Annotated in this window: 20 protein-coding genes; 6 read left to right on the plus strand and 14 right to left on the minus strand. The window is 69.6% G+C overall.

The window, feature by feature from the left end:
* The first annotated feature begins 37 nt into the window (after positions 1 to 37).
* Complete coding sequence (locus NDW01_RS36140) at positions 38 to 712, plus strand: TetR/AcrR family transcriptional regulator (RefSeq protein WP_252828856.1); 675 nt, start codon at positions 38 to 40, stop codon at positions 710 to 712.
* A gap of 65 nt (positions 713 to 777) precedes the next feature.
* Here the strand turns inward: NDW01_RS36140 and NDW01_RS36145 are convergent, their stop codons facing one another.
* The 7 genes from NDW01_RS36145 to NDW01_RS36175 all read right to left on the minus strand — a co-directional run bounded on the left by NDW01_RS36145 (position 778) and on the right by NDW01_RS36175 (position 6,700).
* A complete protein-coding gene (locus NDW01_RS36145; RefSeq protein WP_252828857.1) occupies positions 778 to 1,989 on the minus strand; it encodes an FAD-dependent oxidoreductase in 1,212 nt (403 codons plus the stop codon).
* A 202-nt stretch (positions 1,990 to 2,191) separates the two neighbouring features.
* Positions 2,192 to 2,842, minus strand: coding sequence for a PadR family transcriptional regulator (locus NDW01_RS36150; RefSeq protein WP_252828858.1), 651 nt, complete (start codon positions 2,840 to 2,842; stop codon positions 2,192 to 2,194).
* Positions 2,843 to 2,954: 112 nt separating this feature from the next.
* Positions 2,955 to 3,719 (minus strand): SDR family NAD(P)-dependent oxidoreductase, encoded by a 765-nt coding sequence (locus NDW01_RS36155; protein WP_252828859.1) that lies wholly within the window; start codon positions 3,717 to 3,719, stop codon positions 2,955 to 2,957.
* A gap of 312 nt (positions 3,720 to 4,031) precedes the next feature.
* On the minus strand, positions 4,032 to 4,499 hold the full coding sequence (locus NDW01_RS36160; protein WP_252828860.1) for a MarR family winged helix-turn-helix transcriptional regulator: 468 nt from the start codon (positions 4,497 to 4,499) through the stop codon (positions 4,032 to 4,034).
* Between the two features lie 201 nt (positions 4,500 to 4,700).
* Positions 4,701 to 5,138: an SgcJ/EcaC family oxidoreductase gene (locus NDW01_RS36165; RefSeq protein ID WP_252828861.1), complete on the minus strand. Its 438-nt coding sequence runs from the start codon at positions 5,136 to 5,138 to the stop codon at positions 4,701 to 4,703.
* A 20-nt stretch (positions 5,139 to 5,158) separates the two neighbouring features.
* On the minus strand, positions 5,159 to 6,103 hold the full coding sequence (locus NDW01_RS36170) for an AraC-like ligand-binding domain-containing protein (protein ID WP_252828862.1): 945 nt from the start codon (positions 6,101 to 6,103) through the stop codon (positions 5,159 to 5,161).
* 213 nt (positions 6,104 to 6,316) lie between these two features.
* Entirely contained in the window at positions 6,317 to 6,700 is a 384-nt protein-coding gene (locus NDW01_RS36175) for an ATP-binding protein (RefSeq protein ID WP_252828863.1), read from the minus strand.
* A 142-nt stretch (positions 6,701 to 6,842) separates the two neighbouring features.
* On the opposite strand from NDW01_RS36175, the gene NDW01_RS36180 reads away from it, so the two are divergent.
* Both NDW01_RS36180 and NDW01_RS44560 read left to right on the plus strand, forming a co-directional pair.
* Positions 6,843 to 7,652, plus strand: coding sequence for a helix-turn-helix domain-containing protein (locus NDW01_RS36180; RefSeq protein WP_252828864.1), 810 nt, complete (start codon positions 6,843 to 6,845; stop codon positions 7,650 to 7,652).
* A 4-nt stretch (positions 7,653 to 7,656) separates the two neighbouring features.
* The gene (locus NDW01_RS44560) at positions 7,657 to 7,764 is read left to right on the plus strand and encodes a DUF397 domain-containing protein (RefSeq protein ID WP_406567795.1); all 108 of its coding nucleotides are present in this window, start codon (positions 7,657 to 7,659) and stop codon (positions 7,762 to 7,764) included.
* Between the two features lie 37 nt (positions 7,765 to 7,801).
* Here NDW01_RS44560 and NDW01_RS36185 read toward each other — a convergent pair whose 3' ends face one another.
* Positions 7,802 to 8,758, minus strand: coding sequence for an NAD-dependent epimerase/dehydratase family protein (locus NDW01_RS36185; protein ID WP_252828865.1), 957 nt, complete (start codon positions 8,756 to 8,758; stop codon positions 7,802 to 7,804).
* Positions 8,759 to 8,844: 86 nt separating this feature from the next.
* On the opposite strand from NDW01_RS36185, the gene NDW01_RS36190 reads away from it, so the two are divergent.
* Positions 8,845 to 9,294 carry a MarR family winged helix-turn-helix transcriptional regulator gene (locus NDW01_RS36190; RefSeq protein WP_252784214.1) on the plus strand — a complete coding sequence of 150 codons (450 nt, stop codon included), beginning with the start codon at positions 8,845 to 8,847 and terminating at the stop codon, positions 9,292 to 9,294.
* Between the two features lie 56 nt (positions 9,295 to 9,350).
* Here the strand turns inward: NDW01_RS36190 and NDW01_RS36195 are convergent, their stop codons facing one another.
* Positions 9,351 to 10,358, minus strand: coding sequence for a CU044_5270 family protein (locus NDW01_RS36195; protein ID WP_252828866.1), 1,008 nt, complete (start codon positions 10,356 to 10,358; stop codon positions 9,351 to 9,353).
* Positions 10,351 to 10,848 carry an RNA polymerase sigma factor gene (locus tag NDW01_RS36200; protein WP_252828867.1) on the minus strand — a complete coding sequence of 166 codons (498 nt, stop codon included), beginning with the start codon at positions 10,846 to 10,848 and terminating at the stop codon, positions 10,351 to 10,353. Before NDW01_RS36200 ends, NDW01_RS36195 begins: the two co-directional genes overlap by 8 nt.
* 278 nt (positions 10,849 to 11,126) lie before the next feature.
* On the opposite strand from NDW01_RS36200, the gene NDW01_RS36205 reads away from it, so the two are divergent.
* The gene (locus NDW01_RS36205; RefSeq protein ID WP_252828868.1) at positions 11,127 to 12,791 is read left to right on the plus strand and encodes a hypothetical protein; all 1,665 of its coding nucleotides are present in this window, start codon (positions 11,127 to 11,129) and stop codon (positions 12,789 to 12,791) included.
* 192 nt (positions 12,792 to 12,983) lie between these two features.
* Here the strand turns inward: NDW01_RS36205 and NDW01_RS36210 are convergent, their stop codons facing one another.
* Together NDW01_RS36210 and NDW01_RS36215 are read right to left on the minus strand one after the other, a co-directional pair.
* On the minus strand, positions 12,984 to 13,967 hold the full coding sequence (locus NDW01_RS36210; protein ID WP_252828869.1) for an SMP-30/gluconolactonase/LRE family protein: 984 nt from the start codon (positions 13,965 to 13,967) through the stop codon (positions 12,984 to 12,986).
* A 73-nt stretch (positions 13,968 to 14,040) separates the two neighbouring features.
* Entirely contained in the window at positions 14,041 to 14,898 is an 858-nt protein-coding gene (locus NDW01_RS36215) for an SDR family oxidoreductase (RefSeq protein ID WP_252828870.1), read from the minus strand.
* A gap of 127 nt (positions 14,899 to 15,025) precedes the next feature.
* On the opposite strand from NDW01_RS36215, the gene NDW01_RS36220 reads away from it, so the two are divergent.
* Entirely contained in the window at positions 15,026 to 15,430 is a 405-nt protein-coding gene (locus tag NDW01_RS36220; RefSeq protein WP_252828871.1) for a winged helix-turn-helix transcriptional regulator, read from the plus strand.
* Positions 15,431 to 15,523: 93 nt separating this feature from the next.
* Here NDW01_RS36220 and NDW01_RS36225 read toward each other — a convergent pair whose 3' ends face one another.
* Entirely contained in the window at positions 15,524 to 16,105 is a 582-nt protein-coding gene (locus tag NDW01_RS36225) for an SMI1/KNR4 family protein (RefSeq protein WP_252828933.1), read from the minus strand.
* Positions 16,106 to 16,288: 183 nt separating this feature from the next.
* Positions 16,289 to 16,783, minus strand: a complete 495-nt coding sequence (locus NDW01_RS36230) for a hypothetical protein (protein ID WP_252828872.1) — start codon at positions 16,781 to 16,783, stop codon at positions 16,289 to 16,291.
* Between the last annotated feature and the right edge of the window lie 9 nt (positions 16,784 to 16,792).

The raw sequence follows: 16,792 nt of genomic DNA on the forward strand, positions 1-16,792 counted from the left end.
CGTAACACATCTATCTGAACATCGTTAAGATTGGGGCATGGCCGACCGCCCGTACCACCACGGTGAGCTCCGCACCGCCCTCCTCGACACCGCCGAGTCCCTGATCCGAGAGCGAGGCGTCGACGGCTGGTCGCTGCGGGAGGCCAGTGCCCGCGTCGGCGTCAGCCCGAGCGCGGCCTACCACCACTTCGCCTCGCGCGACGCGCTCGTACGGGCCCTGGCGCAGCGCGTCCTCGCCCGGCTCGGCGAAAGCCTGGCCGACGCGGTCGAGCGTGCGCGCGGCGACGGCGTGGAGGGCCTGGTCGCCTACGGCCGCGGGTACGTGCGCTGGGCCCTGGAAGATCCCGCCGTGGCCCGGCACTGGCTGGCGTACAACGCGGGAGGCGGTGACCCGGCGGCCCCCCACCCCCACCGCGTCCTCGCCGCTGAGCTCGACCGCCTGGTCGAATCCGGCGGGCTGCCGGCGGAGGCCAGGCCCGGAGCCGACTTCGTGGTCTGGGCGGCCGTGCACGGCCTCGCCGCCCTGCTCGTCGACGGACTGGTGCGCTTCGCCACCCCTGAGGCCGTGGACGAGCAGGTGGAGCGCGTGGTCCGCGCCACGCTGATCGGCCTGGCCCGGCAGGCACCCCCTCCACAGGGCTGGCCCGAGCCCCGCTCCAGCTACACCGAGCGGGTCACCGGCGGGGGCCTGCCGTCACGGCCGGAGCGGTAGAGCGGCTACCGGCCGCGCCCGGCCGGGACCCGCGGTGCCGGCCGGGCGTGCCTCGATCGGTCTGTTCAGGCCGCGGACGTGGTCAGGACTGCGGGCGTCACCGGCGAGTCCCAGTCGATCGTGTGGCGTTGCTCCCAGGAGAGGGACTTCTCCACGTTCATGACCTTGAACGCGAGCGGCATCAGCACCGGAATGATCCTGCGCGCCACCGGGCCCGGAGCCTTCGTGTGGTTGACCTTGGCGCCGCGCGCCGCGATCTTCTCCACCCGGGTACGGCGCAGACGCTCGTACGCGGCGAACGCGGAGGACGGGTCGGGCAGATCGCGCAGGCAGCGCGCCAGCTCGACCGCGCTCTCGATGGCCAGTGAGGCGCCCTGCCCGGTGCTGTTGGACGGGGCGTGCACGGCGTCGCCGACCAGCACCATGCGCCCGCGGTGCCAGTGCGGCACCGGCGGCATGATGTGGAGACCTCCGACGATCTGCAGTTTCTCCGGAGTCGTGCGTCGGGCCAGCTCACCGCCGGGGACGTCGTCCGCGTACGTCTCCCGCAGCCTGCGCAGCCACTCCTCGGCGGGGATCTCTCGCGCCTGGGTGAGCGTCAGGTACGTGCGCGAGGGCAGGTTGGCGCCCCACGCGGTCCCGCCGCCGGGCTGCGGCCAGTACAGGTAGTAGGCGCGCTTACCGTAGGCGAACGTCGTCGTGCCGGGCTCGACGTCGAGATCGACGTCGGCGAGGCCGCCCAGGCCGAGCAGGCCGGTGTAATCGGGGCCGGGCGCATCCGGATCGATCAGGGAACGGACGGTCGAGCGGATGCCGTCGGCGCCGATCAGTACGTCGGCGTGGGCGCTGGTGCCGTCGGCGAACCGCGCGGTGACGCCGTCCGGGCCGTCGTCGGCGGCCACCAGGCGCTTGCCGTACGCGAACCGTACGCCGGCCGCGACCGCCCGTTCCCGCAGGACCCGGTGCAGGTCGCCGCGCTCGACCATGTGCAGCGGCGTCACGTCCGGCAGGCCGGGCAGCACCTGGGGTTTTCCGCCGAACGACATGACCATCCGCCGCATCGGGATGGCGATGGCGCGGACGGCCTCGTCCGCCCCGATGACGCCGAGCGCCGCGAGGCCGTTGGGCGCGAGGCCGAGGGCGCCACCGATGCCGTCCGACTCGGCGGGGTACGCCTCGTGAACGGTCGCCTCGATGCCCGCCTTGAGCAGTGCGGTGGCCGCGACGGGACCGGCGATCCCGCCGCCGATGACCAGCGCGGTACGTACCTTGGACATGGGTTCTCTCCCGTGAGGATGGGTCGGCGCAGCCCGCCGACGTGCTGATTCGTGGGTGGGCGCGAACCGCCCCCGCGTGGAGAACCCGGATATCCTTCGGTTGCCGCCTTGTGGCCGAGTTCGCGTGCGCGGGCATCGGTTCGAGGTAGGTCCCGGCGGCGGTGTTGGCGCACCGCCGCCGGGGCCGTCTTGGGAACCGGCTTCAGTCCGGGGTCGTCCCCCTCTCGGCGAGCTCCGCCATCTCCTCCGGCATCGCGCCGGTCTCATGCCAGACCTGCCATCCGGCGAGGCCCGGGAACGTACCGGACGTCAACTCGTCGAGCAGCGCGCGGACCCAGGCGGCCTCCGCCTCGAGCATCGCCAGGCCGTACTCGTTCTCGACGAGGAACAGCCGGGGGACCCCCTCGTCGGCGACCTCCGCGAGTGCCGCCCGCTGCGTCCTGATCGACTCGTCCAGGTGCCCGAGTCGCTCCTGGAACAGGGCGATCGCCTCCTGCGGGGGCAGCGTGGCGAGCACCGAGAGCCCGGCCGCGAAACTCGGGTGTTCGTGCCGAGGGGCCGAGATCAGCTCGCGGGTCCAGTCGACCAGCTCACGTTTGCCCGCCTCGGTGATCGCGTAGATCGTGCGCTCCGGGCGAGCGCCCTCCCGGTTCGTCTCGATGGCCTCGAGGAAGCCGTGCTTCTCCATGTTCTGCACGACGGTGTAGAGCGACCCCCACTTGATGTCCATGTCCTGGTCCTTGCCACGGGCACGCATCACGGAGGCCATCTCGTACCGGTGCATGGGCCGGGTGTACACCGTGGCCAGCACGGCGAGGGCCAACAGGTTGCCGACCTTCCGCTTCTTGACCACGACGCCTCCCGATCCGGTTACTCGTCTACGAATATACGTGTACGAGTATCTGCCCGCAAGGGTGCCTGTCGCGGCCTTGAGCGCCGGGGCTGTTCGGCGTATGGCTAGTGATTCACAGATCGAGGGTGGAGATCAGTCCGCCGTCGATCAGGATGTCGGTGCCCGTCACGAACGCGGACAGGTCGCTCGCGAGGTAGAGGACCGCGTTGGCGATGTCGTCCGGTGCGCCCACCGTGCGCAGCGGGGTACGGTCGGCGATGCGATGACGCTGATCGCCGTCGGAAAGATCATCCTGCGTCATTCCCGTCAGGATCATTCCGGGACTCACCGAGTTGACCCGGATCCCGTCCGGGCCGAGTTCTCCCGCGAGTTGCCGGGAAAGGGAGAGGATCGCCCCTTTTGCGGCCGTGTAGGCCGGGAATGCCAGGCCGATATGCCCCATCATCGAGGAGATCTGAATAATGCTGCCAGGACGATTCATGTGAGGAACGGCGGACTTGAGCACGTTGAAGTACCCTGTCAAGTTCACCGCCAGCACACGATCCCAATCCTGACCGCTCGTCGTCGCGAGCGAATCCGGCGCCATGATTCCGGCCGAGTTGACGACTATGTCGAGGCTCTCGTCGCTCAGGACGCTCTCGATCGCCGCAAGGTCTGAAACGTCGACTGTCGCGACGTCGAGCTCCACGTCCGACACCTGAGAAGCGACGCCCTTCGTCGCCGAGAGGCCTTCTCGGTCGATGTCGAGAGCAAGGACTGAAGCGCCGGCCTTCGCGAGGATGACGGCGGCCGCCCGCCCGATGCCGGACCCTGCCCCGGTCACCACGGCGCGACGACCATTAAGGCTGATGACGTTGACGAGCGATTCGTGGACCATCGCGACACTCCTGCTCCGCTGCCTGCGTTCCCTGGGCATGGATCGGCGACATTGCTGTCGGCGATGAGGTGCCCTCGCTCGTTCACGTCATAAGCGAAGGTGTGCTGCGCAGGCCGCGACCGGTGTCAAGGCTTCCGTGGCTGGTTCTCCGGAGCGGCCATGACGGTCAGCGTAACACAAGACCTTGTTTTCACAAGATGTTGTTAGAATGTGCCTTGTCGCGCGGTGGCGCAGATCGGGCGGCGGAAGCTCGCGCGGCCCGTCGAAGCCATCGAGATGGTCACCGTCGGGCTTCCGGGGCCCAGCGGACGGCTACCGTTCGGGGCGGAGCAGGTCGCGGCTTTCGAGGAGCAGTTCGCGCAGGCCATCGTGGTTCTTCTTGCCAAGAATCCCGAGCAGCCTTTCGTCGGCCGAGCGTTCGCGCTCGAAGGCCTGTTCGGCCATACTCCGGCCCTCGCCCGTGAGGTGCAGACCGACACCTCGGCCCGCTTTCGGGCGGCGTTCGATCAACCCCATTTTCTCGAGCCGGGCGATGATCTGGCTGATGGCCTGCTGGGTCCTCGGCATGCGGCGGGACATCTCGGCGACGGTGATGCCGGGTTCGGCGTAGACGGTCATGAGCATCCCGCTCGACGCCGTGCTGATCGGCAGATCCGCGAGCGCGGCTTCGCCCAGGAGCTCGACATACGCCGACACCTCCCACAACAGGTCGCTGAGCATCGCGCTCCTAGTCCCTGGGGTGGGCAGCGAAGTGCCTGCTGTCTCGTCCTCGCGGGTCATGCCTAGACGGTACCTTCCTGCGGATCGCACTCCTTGACGAAGCGAATCGTTCTGAACCGTCGTACGGCGGGCGGAGGGGCTGTGGCCGAGGTCGCGGGTGGGGGCTCCGTTTTCGAGGCCGTCCCCTGAGGCGGGACTTTTCCCGCGTCAGGGGACACGCCGGAGAATGCGGCGCTGGGGCGAGGGTGTGCGGCCGATCGGTTACTCGGCGCCGGCCAGGGATTCCAGGGCCATCGCGGTGTCCAGCGAGATCAAGCGAGAGTTCTGCAGCGCGGCGACCTCCCAACGGTCGTTCTGCCACACCACGACGAGCAGTTGCATGAAGATCCGGTTCGGAGGCGGCTCCTCCTCGCCCGGCATCGCCATGACCATGCGGTGGTGAACCACGCCCCAACCCGGCCGGATGATCCGGGCGAACACCACTTCGCCGTGAGCGAATCGGGACCCCTTCATGACCGTGTCGAAGACCGGCTGATGGAACGCGATCATCTCTTCGCGTCCCTTGTGAACAGTTCCCTCGAAGTCCACGAGTTCGGCGTCGTCCGCGAAATCGGCCAGGAACGCGCTGGCGTCACCGCGGTTCCAGCCCTCGATCATCCGAGCCGGGATGGCGCTCATCGCCTCAACCGACTGTTCCATGAATTCACCTTTCTGTGCTTTTAGCCACCATCCTCTCCAGGCCGGGCGGGGAGCGCCTTGATCATCCGTGCACGGTTGCTGGACGTGAGTGCCGCCGGGTTGTACCCGTAGGTGGCCTTGAACAGCCGACTGAAGTGCGCCGGATCGGCGAACCCCCAGCGAGCGGCGACGGACGCGACGGTGCGGTCTGTCCCGGCCAACTCCGCGCGGCACCGCTCCAGACGGCGCCGGCGGATCAGGGCGGCCACCGTCAGCGGCTGGTCCTCGAAGAGCTTGTGCAGGCGGCGCACGGACATGTGGTGCGCCGCGGCCACCTTCGCCGGGCTGAGATCCCGGTCGGACAGCCTCGCCTCGATGAAGCCGACGATCCGGGAGCGCAGTGCCTCGTCGGGGGTCGGACGCGCATCATCCAGCTGAGCCGACAGCGCCACCGAGATCAGCTCGATCACTGCGGCCGCCGACCTGTCCGCCTCGTCCGCGCGGAATCCGGCCAGTGACCGCGCCATGCTCCGCGCGAGCGAGGACACCAGCGCCCCCGGGCCGCGGTCACCGCGAATGCGCACCCCGGCCAGCCGGACGGCGGCGTCCGGGGCGAGCCGCAGCAAACGCCGCGGCACCAGCATGGTCACACTCGTGGTCGCGGTGGTGGCGAACCGGACCGGCCGCACCGGGTCGATCAGGACGAGATCGCCCGGCTCGAGCACGGCCGTGTTGCCGCCCTGCTCGGCACGCACCCGCCCCCGCGTCACCAGCTCGATCTGCCACAGCTCGCTGTCCGGGTCACGGGCGGACCGCGCGTCTCGAAAGCACTCGCCCTCCGGGCTGACCAGCTCGGCCAGCCGCAAGGGCCCCAGGTCGCGAGTCACGACGCCACCGCGGAAGTCGCCGGCGGGGTGCCGGTGGCCGATCAGGGGCGGCAGATCAGTCTCCGCGAGCATCTCCAGAAAGGCATCGGCGTCAGTCACGGCACGACGATATCGGCGAGCCCGGGTAGGTGTTCTCCATTAGCGCCATTCTGCGGTCTAGTTCCGCAGAGGATCCGGAGGTCAGCCAGATGCCTGGTCTGCCCAACATGTAGCCGTGCGCGACATAGCAGTGGGTATATGCGCCGAAAAGGATGAGCCACCCCGGATGGGCGCGCCGGAGGCCGTACAGCTCCGCCTCGATGTCACCGGCCGTCATCGTGTCACCCGGGCCCATACGACCTTCCGCGGGCCCTCCCGGCGTGCTCCCCAATCGGCGGCGAGCGCGTCGACGATCAGCAGACCCCGACCGCCCTCCGCGTCGGAGTCCCCGAACGCGTCCCTGACCCGAGGCTTCTCCGGTGACGAGTCCACCACCTCGATGAGCAGGGCGCCGTCCTCCGGAATCAGCCGGACGGCGAAGATCTCGCCGAGTCTGGCGGCGTTGGCGACGAGCTCACCCGTGACGGTGCCCGCGTCCTCCAGAAGTTCCGTCAGGCCCCACTCCTGCAACCGATCTTTGAGTACGAGACGGGCGCACGGCGCCGCCGCCGCGTTCGGGCTGAGAGAGATTTCATACGGAAGACGCGATTCGATCACGAGACTTCCTCCGCGGTCGACGATTTCTCCTACCCCTCGCAGGTCGCTGAAGGGATTGCTTTCTCAGCGTGTCGCGCGTCGTTTACCGTCGATACGGTTTCGCCGCTACAGATTCAAACCATCGGCACGGGAGGTCGAATCGATGGGACGGGAACGGGAACTCGATCCGCGCGTCTCGGCGATCGCGCAGTACGGCTATCGCCTCCGGTATTACCGGAAAAAGGCCAATCTCTCCCAAGACGCATTAGGAGCACGAGTCGGGGTGACCGGCCAGATGATCGGTCACATCGAGACCGCCAAACGACCGACCACCCCGGAGATGTCCAAGGGCTTCGACGAGCTCTTCGGCCTCGACGCCTACTTCGAAGAGCTCTGGTGGCACGTCCGCCGCGAGCAGACCCCGAGCTGGTTCCGCGACTACGTCGCCGCCGAAGCCCGCGCCGCCTCCATCCGCCTCTTCAACCCCCTCCTGATTCCAGGGCTACTCCAGACCGAGGCGTACACGCGCGAAGTACTGCGCGCCGGGCAACAGGACGGCAAGCTCGAACAACTCGTCGCCGCCCGGCTGGCGCGGCAGGAGATCCTCGATCGAGAGGATCCACCGTGGCTGGTCTTCGTCATCACCGAGTCGGCGCTACGGCGCATCGTGGGCGGCGCCGACATCATGCGTGAGCAGTACGCACGGCTGCTCGAACTGGCGGAGCGGCCGAACATCGCGATCCATGTCCTGCCGGAGAGCGCACCCGTCTACCCGTCCGGCGGTTTCACGATCTTCAGCTTCGACGAAGCACCCGAGCTGGGATACGCCGAGGCCGTTAACGGCCATGGACCGCTGATCGAGCAGCGAAAAGCGATCGAGGGACTTAAAGTGATGTTCGACCTGATCAGATCCTCTGCCCTGCCTACGGAGGCGTCGGCGGATCTGATACGAGCCCTGATGGAAGGCACATGAGCCCGTGAACAGCTCCTCCCTGGAGTGGCGGAAGAGCACCCTCAGCGGTCAAGAGGGCGGGGAATGCGTCGAGGTCGCCGTGTTGGATGACGGCGATCGGTGCGGAGCCTGACCACACGTCGACCCCACCCGGCCGGTCATAACGTCCCTCAGCGTTCGTGGCCCGCGGTGAGCCAGGCGAGGTAGTCCTGGACGGCGCGCTCGGTGTCGTACGCGGGCGTGAAGCCGGTGTCCTGGTGGAGCCGGGTGATGTCGAGGTACTGGTCCTCGCCGGGGGCATCGGGACCGCGACCGGCGGGCAGGTCGTTCGCCGCGTCGGGGATGACGGTACGGATCGCCTCGACGACCTCGGCGTTCTTCGTCACGTGGCCGGAGCCGACGTTGTACGTGCGGTGGTGCAGGCTCGGCGCGGTCTGGAGCAGGGCGATGGCGCGGCCGCAGTCCTTGACGTAGCAGTAGTCGCCGCCGTCGTCGGCGTACGCGGGCCGGCGCGGCGGGGAGAAGTCGGCGGGCTCGCCCCTCACCGCGGCGTGCACGAGGCGGGGCACCGGGAAGAACGGCGACTCGGTGCGGCCGAGCGGCCCCCAGATCGCCCCGATGCGCAGGTTGACCGCCTCGAACTCCGACCGCTCGGCGATCGTGCCCGCCAGCAGCTCGGCGCTCTTCTTGCCCGCGGGGATCGGGTGCGAGGCGGTCATCGACAGCGGCACGTCCTCGCGGAGCGCGGTGTCGTCCACTCCGAGGTAGACGCCGATCGTGCTCGCGAGGCTCACACGCGGTACGCCCCATTCGGTGGCCGCCCGCAGCACGTTCAGCAGACCGAGCGTGTTGGCCTGCACCTCATCGATAGGGGAGTGGTCACGGAAGAACACCGCGGCGAGGTGCACGATGCCGGTGATGGGGTGGCGCCTGCCGAGCTCCAGCAGTGCTTCCGGGTCGGTGACGTCGAGCGGTTCGACGAAGACCCGCCGGCCGACCTCCTCTTCGAGGAAGGCGGGGATCCGGGCCGTACGGTGCCGGGTGAGCACGCAGGACTCGCCGAGGTCGAGCAGGGCGCGGGCGGTGTGGGAGCCGATGAAGCCGAGCCCGCCGGTGATCAGGATCATGCCAGGTCTCCAAGAAGATCGTTAGCTTGCTAATGAGACCGTAGCGGGCACGTCATTAGCATGCAACCGACCTTTAGGATCGAGAGGTGGACGACTTCCTGACGCTGCTGGTCCGGGCGCACAAACTGCTGCAGGCGGCCTCCGATGAGGCGATGAGCCGGCACGGCGTCCGGATCGGCCAGAACCTCATCCTGGAGGCGCTCTGGGAGACCGACGGCCTCACGCCGGGCGAGGTGGCCTCACGGGCCCGCCTGCCCATCACCACCCCGACGATCGTGAACACCGCCACGCGCATGGAGGCCGCCGGACTGCTCACCCGGCGCCGTGACCCGAACGACGGCCGGCTCGTCCGCCTCTACCTGACCGATCGCGCCCGCGCCGCCCGGCAGCCCATCAAGGAGGCCCGCCGCCGCCTGGAGGAGCACGCGACCGCCACCCTCACCGACGAGGAACGCGACCACCTCCGTACCGCGCTCACCAAGATCCTTCAGCAGCTCGGCGCGGGCCAGGCCGACTCTGGCGGGGAGCATGGGTGACCCCGGTCATGCCCGGCACGCGGTGCGGTTCCCGCCGCGTGCCGGGCGGCTCGTCGTCAGGTGAGGCGACCGGGGCCGTCGACGATCCTCGTGCTCAGCAGGGCGGCGGCGGACAGCGTTCGGCCCTGCGGGACGCCCTTCAGATCGGCGAAGAGGCGGTGATACGCGGCCGCGTCGGCGAGCACGGTGCGGGAGCCGAGGGGGGCGTACGTCCTCCGGTCGAAGATGATCTCCTCGCGGATGCCTTCCCGGAAGGTGAGGGCCACGGCGACGCCGTGCCGTCCCGCGGCATCGGTCGAGTCACCGACCAGAGTGATGCCCTTGATCCTCTTGGTCGCCTGGAACAGCGCCGCCCGCAGTGAAGGCGGCAGGTAGCTCTCCGCCACCATTCCCCTGATGCCGTCGAAGACCTGCTCGTCGGCGCTCCGGTCACGAGCCGGGTCGGCGCTGTGCTGCGCCGGATACCGCTGGTGGAGCTGCGCGAGCAGCTTGCCGGGGTCGCGGGAGAGCCGGTCGAGCGAGGTGTAGTTGTTCGGGTCGCCCAGGGGCCCGCCACCCGGCTGCTTCAGCGCCGTGGTGGTCCACCCGCCGGTGGTGGAACCGCCGCCGGCGGTCCTGCGCTCCCGCAGCAGTCCCTCCCGCCGACCGTCCACGGGAAGCCAGATCCTGCGCCGCATGTCCTGCCACCTGGGCGCATACCCGGGACCGGACGCGTAGCCGCCGTCCAGTGACTCCGCGAAGACGTACTGATCGGCCCGGGGGCGCGGGTCGGGCTGCCGGCGGGCGGCCGTGGCGGCCCGGTCCAGCACCTGCACCGCGGCGGCCGGTACGGCGTTCAGCGTACGGCCGTGTTCGCCGTCACCGGTCGCCTGGACGACGACGAGGCCGGTGCAGGCCGCCACGCCGAGGGCGCCGATCCCCAGCGAGAGCCGGCCGAGATGGGGCACCGCCCGACGGCGGGACCGCGCACGCGCCGCGAGCCGTGCCCGCGCCGCGCGGACCGCGGCGGGTGAAGGCGCCGGCTGGGCGTCATGGTGGTCGCGCAGCATGGACATCTCATCCATGGACGTACATCTCCTTACCGAGAGTCGTGCGAAGTCGTTTCTTGGCGCGGTTCAGCCGCGAGCCGACGGTTCCGGCGGGAATGCCGAGGGCGAGGGCCACCTCGTCGTACGTGAGCTGCCCGCATGCGACCAGCAGGAGTACGTCCCGGTCGCCCTTGGACAGGGCGGCCAGCGCGGCGGCCAGCCGTGGCTGCATGCGTTCGGCGCTGACCCTGTCGGCGACCTTGTCTTCGTGGGAGCCGCTGTCGTCACGGACGTCCACGCGCGCCATCGCCCGGTACCGGCGCACCTCGGAGCGCCGATGACGGCCGATGAGGTTGGTGGCGATGCCGAAGAGCCAGGCGCCCGCCTCCGGCCGTGTCAGGTCGTATCGCCGGCGCTGGTCGAAGGCGGCCAGGAAGGTGTCCGCGGCGACGTCGTCGGCGGCGCTCGGGCCGAGCCGGGAGGACACGTACCGGTGAATTCGCGCGTAGTACCGCTCGAAGATCACTGAGAATCCCTCGGGGTCGTCCCGGGATCTTTCGATCACCTCCGCGTCGGTGGGCTCAGCAGGCATTCGGGCGATTCCGGGCGCGGACGGGTCTGCAACGGCCATGCATCTGGTGCCTTTCGTGGGGTTGCGAGGTCACCGGTCATTGCCCGGACCCGGACTTCGTCTTCACGGCGATTTTTCCGGGGCCGCGCGGCCGAGGCCGTGAAGGGCGGCGGTGGCATCGGGCAATCACGGTCGGCCGCGACCCGCGCGGCCACCCTCTAGAGGAGACCTCTTTGATCGTCAGAAGAGCCGCCGCCGTGGGAGCGGTCGCCGCACTGGCCGCCGGCATGGTCGCGGCGTCCCCCGCCGGCGCCGCGCCCGTCGAACGGCGGCCGTCCCGCCACGTTCCCGACTTCACGAAACATCCGGTCGCCGACGGCCCGGCCCGCCGGACCGTGCCCCTCGGTGCCTCCCGAATGAGGGCGGCCGGCGCCGTCTCCGTCACGATCGACGTCCTCGACCGGCACGGCGACGCCCCCGCGACCGCCGACGACTCCAGCGTCACGTTCGCCCCGCTCGCGGGCGGCGACTGGATCGGCGCCGACCTCGCCGACGGGCACACGGCCGGCGAGATCCCCGCGGGCGACTACGCGGTCATGACCTGGGTGCAGACCCACGAGGCGGACGGCGTGACCTCCACGGCGCTCGTCTACCGGCCACGCGTGTCCGTCACCTCCTCGACCAGGGTGCTCCTCGACGCCCGCGAGGCGGTACCGATCAACGCGGTCGTGGATCGTACGGACTCCCGTGTCCTCGACGGCGTGTTGTCCATCGGACAGAGGATCGGCACCGAGACCGTCGACCCGATCGCCCTCGTCGACGTGGTCCACGGCTATGTCACGCCCACCGTCGCCGAACCGGGACTGGTCGTCCGCGCGCACGCGATGCTCACCCAGGGAGGCGTGGAGAAGGGCAGCCCGTGGCTGTACAACGTCGCGGCGATCGACCGCGACCGGGTCCCGCAGGACCCCGGCGTACGGGCCCGGACCAAGGACCTGGCCGCGGTGCGCACGACGTACGGCGTCCCCCAGGGCAGCGGCTGCGCGAGCAAGTACGTCGGCGCGGCCTGGACCGGATTCGGCACGTTCTTCCCCGAGAGCGTCGGCGCGGTGCCGGCCACCCGCACCGAGTACTTCACCCCCGGGATTCCCTGGGAGATGGACACCGGCTTCACCGGCGCGGACTGCTCCTTCGCCCCGGACGATACGGAGGCGTGGACGCGCGTCGAGACGTTCCCCCGTGCCGGTGCGTACGAGCGGGCGTGGAACGTCGGGCCCTTCGGGTTCGGGCGGTTCGACTCCGCGCCCGCGAGGGTCATCTGGGGAACGGGCGGCGACGACGCCGAACCCGCGCTCGCCGTGTCGGTGCTCGCCACCTCGACGGCCGGCGGCCCCCTTGCGCCCGTCACCGGGATGACGGGCACCTCGGTCCTGCGCGACGCGGACGGCAAGGTCGTGGCCACCAGCGACCAGCCGGGCACGGCCCATGGCTGGCCCGCTCCGAAGCCGGGCCGCTACACCCTCACCATCGACGCCACGCGGAAGGCCCCCCGCTCCGACCTGTCCACGAGGCAGCACGCCGTGTGGACGCTCGCGGTGAAGAACGCCGACCCCCTGGCGCTGCCCACGATCAGTTACGACACACCACTGGACCTGCGCAGTCGTGCCCGGGCCGGCGCCGAACAACCGGTCACCGTGAAGGCCGACGGCGCCACGCGGCGGCTCACCCTCGACGTCTCCTACGACGACGGCAGGTCCTGGCAGACGCTGCCGGTGGAGAAGAGCGGCACCGCCTGGACGGCGACCGTCCACAATCCCACCACGGGATACGTCTCGTTCCGTGCCACCGCCGACGGTGTCGAACAGACTCTGATCCGCGCGTACGGGATCAAGAGCTGATCACCGGCTCGGTTCGCCCGCCGGCCGGGCCCCGATCGTGGGCCTGGCCGGCCCGAGGGGTTGGCCTGCACCTCGTCGATGGGGGAGTGGCCACGGAAGAACACCGCGGCGAGGTGCACGATGCCGGTGATGGGGTGGCGCCTGCCCAGTTAGGTGGAGGTGGCGAGCTCCCACGCCCGGGTAGGGGAGGCGTCAGCGCAGTGGCAGGCTCTCGAGGGTGAACACCGGGCTGGTCAGCGGAGTGCCGTACAGGTAGGTGTCCATCTGGGAGTTGGTCACCAGCAGCCGGTCCCCGCTCACGGCGACGCCGGTGGTCGTGTCGGCACCTGGGTAGGTGCGTTCGGAGACGACGGTGGCCCGGGTGTCATCGCCGGAGAGCCGCACCGTGGCGACCTCGTTGTCCACGGAACGGGCGATGTACAGGGTGTTTCCTCGCCGCGTGATGCCGTCGGCGCTGGTCAGGGCCGGTGCGGTGATCTTGCGGACTTCGCCGGTGGCGAGGGTGAGCCGGTAGAGCGCGCCGCTGTACCAGTAGCCGATGATCAGGGACTTGCCGTCGGGGGTGGCGACGATGCCGTTGCCGTTGGACTGGCCGGCCACGTAGTCCGGCAGGTGATAGGCCGCCTGAAGGGTCCGGCGGGCGCCGGTGGCAGAGGCGTTGGCCTCGGCGGCCGGGATCCGGTAGACCACGGCGCGGAACGAGTCGGTGATGTAGACGTCCCCGTTGGGGGTGACGGCCTCGTCGTTGACGAGGGTCGGCTCGCCCGTGTCGGGGACGGTGTAGGAGGAAACGAGCCTTCCGGTGTCGGTGTAGATGAAGAAGCGTCCGGTGAAGGCGCCGGCGACCAGCAGGCGGTTGCCGGTGATCTTGATCCCGGTGGCCTGGGTACGGCCGTCCCGGCCGCCCGGCAGGAAGGGCTCGAGCGTCGTCGCCCCGACGCGCCCGCGATAGATGGTGCCGTCGTCGATGCTGCCGGCGTAGACGTCGTTGCTGTCGGCCGCGACGCTTTCGGGGAAGGCGTTGTTGCCGTTGATCGTGATCGAGTAGGCGCCCTTCGCGCGATCTTGGGTCGTCGCGGCGGCGGGAAGCGTGAGGGCGGCCAGTGCGGTGGACGTCGCGGTGAGGGTGAACAGCGCGCGCCGCCACGTGGCGCGTGCGGTGATCCGGGTGGACATCGTGAAAGACCTTCCGGTTGATTCGGGAGACGGCCGGGTGCGCGGTGGTCGCGTCCGGCGCCGGGGACCTGTGTCAGCGCAGCGCGTCGGCGACCGCGTCGGCCAGGGAGGTGGTGGGCCGTCCGATGAGGCGGCTCAGGTCGCCGGAGTCGGTGAACAGCTCGCCGCGGCCCAGGCCGAGGTCGGCGTCGGCGAGGACGTGCGCCAGCTCGGCGGGCAGGCCCGCGCCGGTCAGCGCCTCGGCGAGCTTGTCCGCCGGCAGATCGGTGTAGGCGATCGGCTGGCCGGTGGCGGCCGAGACCGTCGCGGCGAATTCGGCCAGGGTGAACGCCTGGTCGCCGCCCAGCTCGTACACCGCGCCGGTGTGGCCTTCGGTGGTCAGCACGGCCGCGGCGGCCTCGGCGAAGTCGGCGCGGGACGCGGCGCTGACCCTGCCCTCGCCCGCGGCCCCGATGACGGCGCCGTACCGGAGGACCATGGGCAGCTGGGCGGTGTAGTTCTCCAGGTACCAGCTGTTGCGCAGCAGCACACTGGGGACCTCGCGCTCACGCAGGTACTCCTCGGTGGCGCGGTGGGTGGCGGCCAGGATCGTGGTGGCGGTGTCCGCGCGCGTCATGCTCGTGTACGCCACCAGGGACACCCCCGCGGCCAGCGCGGCGTCGATGGCACGCCGATGGTTGCCGAGGCGCTCGTCCACGGTGGTGGTCGAGATCAGCAGCAGCTTGTCGGCTCCCGCGAAGGCCGCCGCGAGGCTGTCCGGGTCGCCGAAGTCGGCCCGGCGCACCACGACACCGCGGTCGGCCAGGTCCTTGATCCCGGCGGTGTCCCGGCCGGTCGCGACGACGTCCGAGGCCGGCACCCCGCGCCGCAGCAGCGCCTCGACGGCGAGCCTGCCCAGATGACCGGTCGCTCCGGTCACAACGACTGACATTGATGATCTCCTTTCCGCCACGGCCTCCCGCGGCGTGACGGATCCAAGGTGACCTGATCGCTCTCTTCTGGGAAGTAGCCACTTTCCGGTAGGGTGGCCACCCAAAGGAGAGCATCGAGGTGAGCGTGTGGCGACCGGCCAGGGTGTGACCGAGCCGACAACGTCGTGGGACCCGTACGAGCGCGGCTGCCCGTCGCGGGACGTGCTTGACCGGATCGGCGACAAATGGACGGTTCTCGTGCTGGGCGAGCTCGGCAGGCACGGGGTGTGCCGCTACACCCAGCTGCGGAAGCAGCTGTCGGGAGTGAGCGAGAAGATGCTCACCCAGACGCTGCGCGCCCTCGAACGCGACGGCATAGTCCGGCGAACGGTCTACCCGACCGTGCCGGCGCGCGTGGAGTACGCGCTGACTCCGCTCGGCCAGACACTACGAGAGCCTTTGCGGGCGCTCACGGAGTGGTCGACGCGGCACATCGCCGAGGTCCTCGCAGCCCGCGAGGAGTACGACACCAATGCCGAGCGCGTCAGCTGAGTGCGGATGAACGGCCTGGATCGGCCGGGCGGCCCGTAACCGCATGGGCCTGGTCGCCATGCGGCGTGTCGCCGTACCTCGCGAAGGGGCGAGTCAATCCCCGGTGGCGGCGCTTTCGGCGTCTGCGGCCGTTTCCTGGAGGAAGCGCCGGTTGTTGTGGAACAGGTCGGCGAAACTGGCGAATCTGTACAGCTCGCCGTACTTCGGCTCGAACAGGTAACCGGCGAACTCGCCGTCCGGGCCGACCTCCGTCGGGTCGAGGAACCAGCAGTCCTCGCCGTTGCTGACCTTCAGCGTCCGCTGAAAGACCGCCACGTAGTCGTCGATCCCCTCCTCGCTGTAAATCTCGATGAACTCCTCGCCCCAGTCGGTGTCGCGCAGCCATGCGACCTCGTCGCAGGATTCGACGGGGCCGATCCAGCGGCCGACCTCGTCCCAACCGTCGCTGGTCAGCAGGAAGCTGCGATAGCTCGGCGGGAACCGGACGCCGAGCCGCTGCTCGGCGGCCGCGACGGCCTCCTCGGTGGCCGGCTCGCGGCCCATCCAGCCTCTCGCCTGCTCCAGACCACGGTCTTCGGCCGGATAGGCCCGCAGATAGAGCTCGCTGTAATCACACAGGTAGCTCCGCCATTCCTGAGGTGTGGTCAACCGGGGCGCGTCGTTCGATTCGCTCATGCCGGGCACCCTATTGATCACCCCGGACAGAGATGGGAGCCATCGCTCGCCGCCGAGACTTTTCGTCGTCAGGACGACCAAAGGTCTCGGCGGTCCCGGTTCCGTCTCGGTAGAACCAGCAGCCCTCGCCGTTGGCGACCTTCAGCGTCCGCCGGAAGACCGCCACGTACTCCTCGTTGGGAATCACGTGGAGAACGGGCGAACCACGGCGAGATAATCCTCGTCTCCGTAGATGGACTGATAGTAGAAGGCGATCTCGAGGCGCTTGGTGAGGAGAGCCCAGAACCACTCGTGCTCCTTACGATCGTAAGAGTCCAGATGGATCAGGTAGCTCCCGTATCCTGCTGCAAGGACCGCTCCGTCGGTCAGGGTGTTGATGTGCGGCTTCTCCGGTAAGCCGTTGGTGAAGCTCCGCACGGTCTCGAGGTCCCAGGGCCCGATGGCCCGGCCGTCGAGCACCACGATGCTCCTCGTGATGACCGCAGGTCCGAGCCCGACGTTCGTGATCTTGAGTCCCGCTTCGGGACCCCCGTACTCACGAAGCCGTCTCAGCTGGAGGAGAGGCCGGACCGACTGCCGGTTGTGCAGCAGCGTGGCCCGTGTCTGAACGATCGAGACGGCTAACGCTGCGAGAGCTATCACCACGGCACTCGCCGCTGTGATCGTGTCGGCGTTCATCGGCGCTCC

Origin of the sequence: Actinoallomurus soli (genome assembly GCF_024055715.1) — a bacterium.
Taxonomy (GTDB): domain Bacteria; phylum Actinomycetota; class Actinomycetes; order Streptosporangiales; family Streptosporangiaceae; genus Actinoallomurus; species Actinoallomurus soli.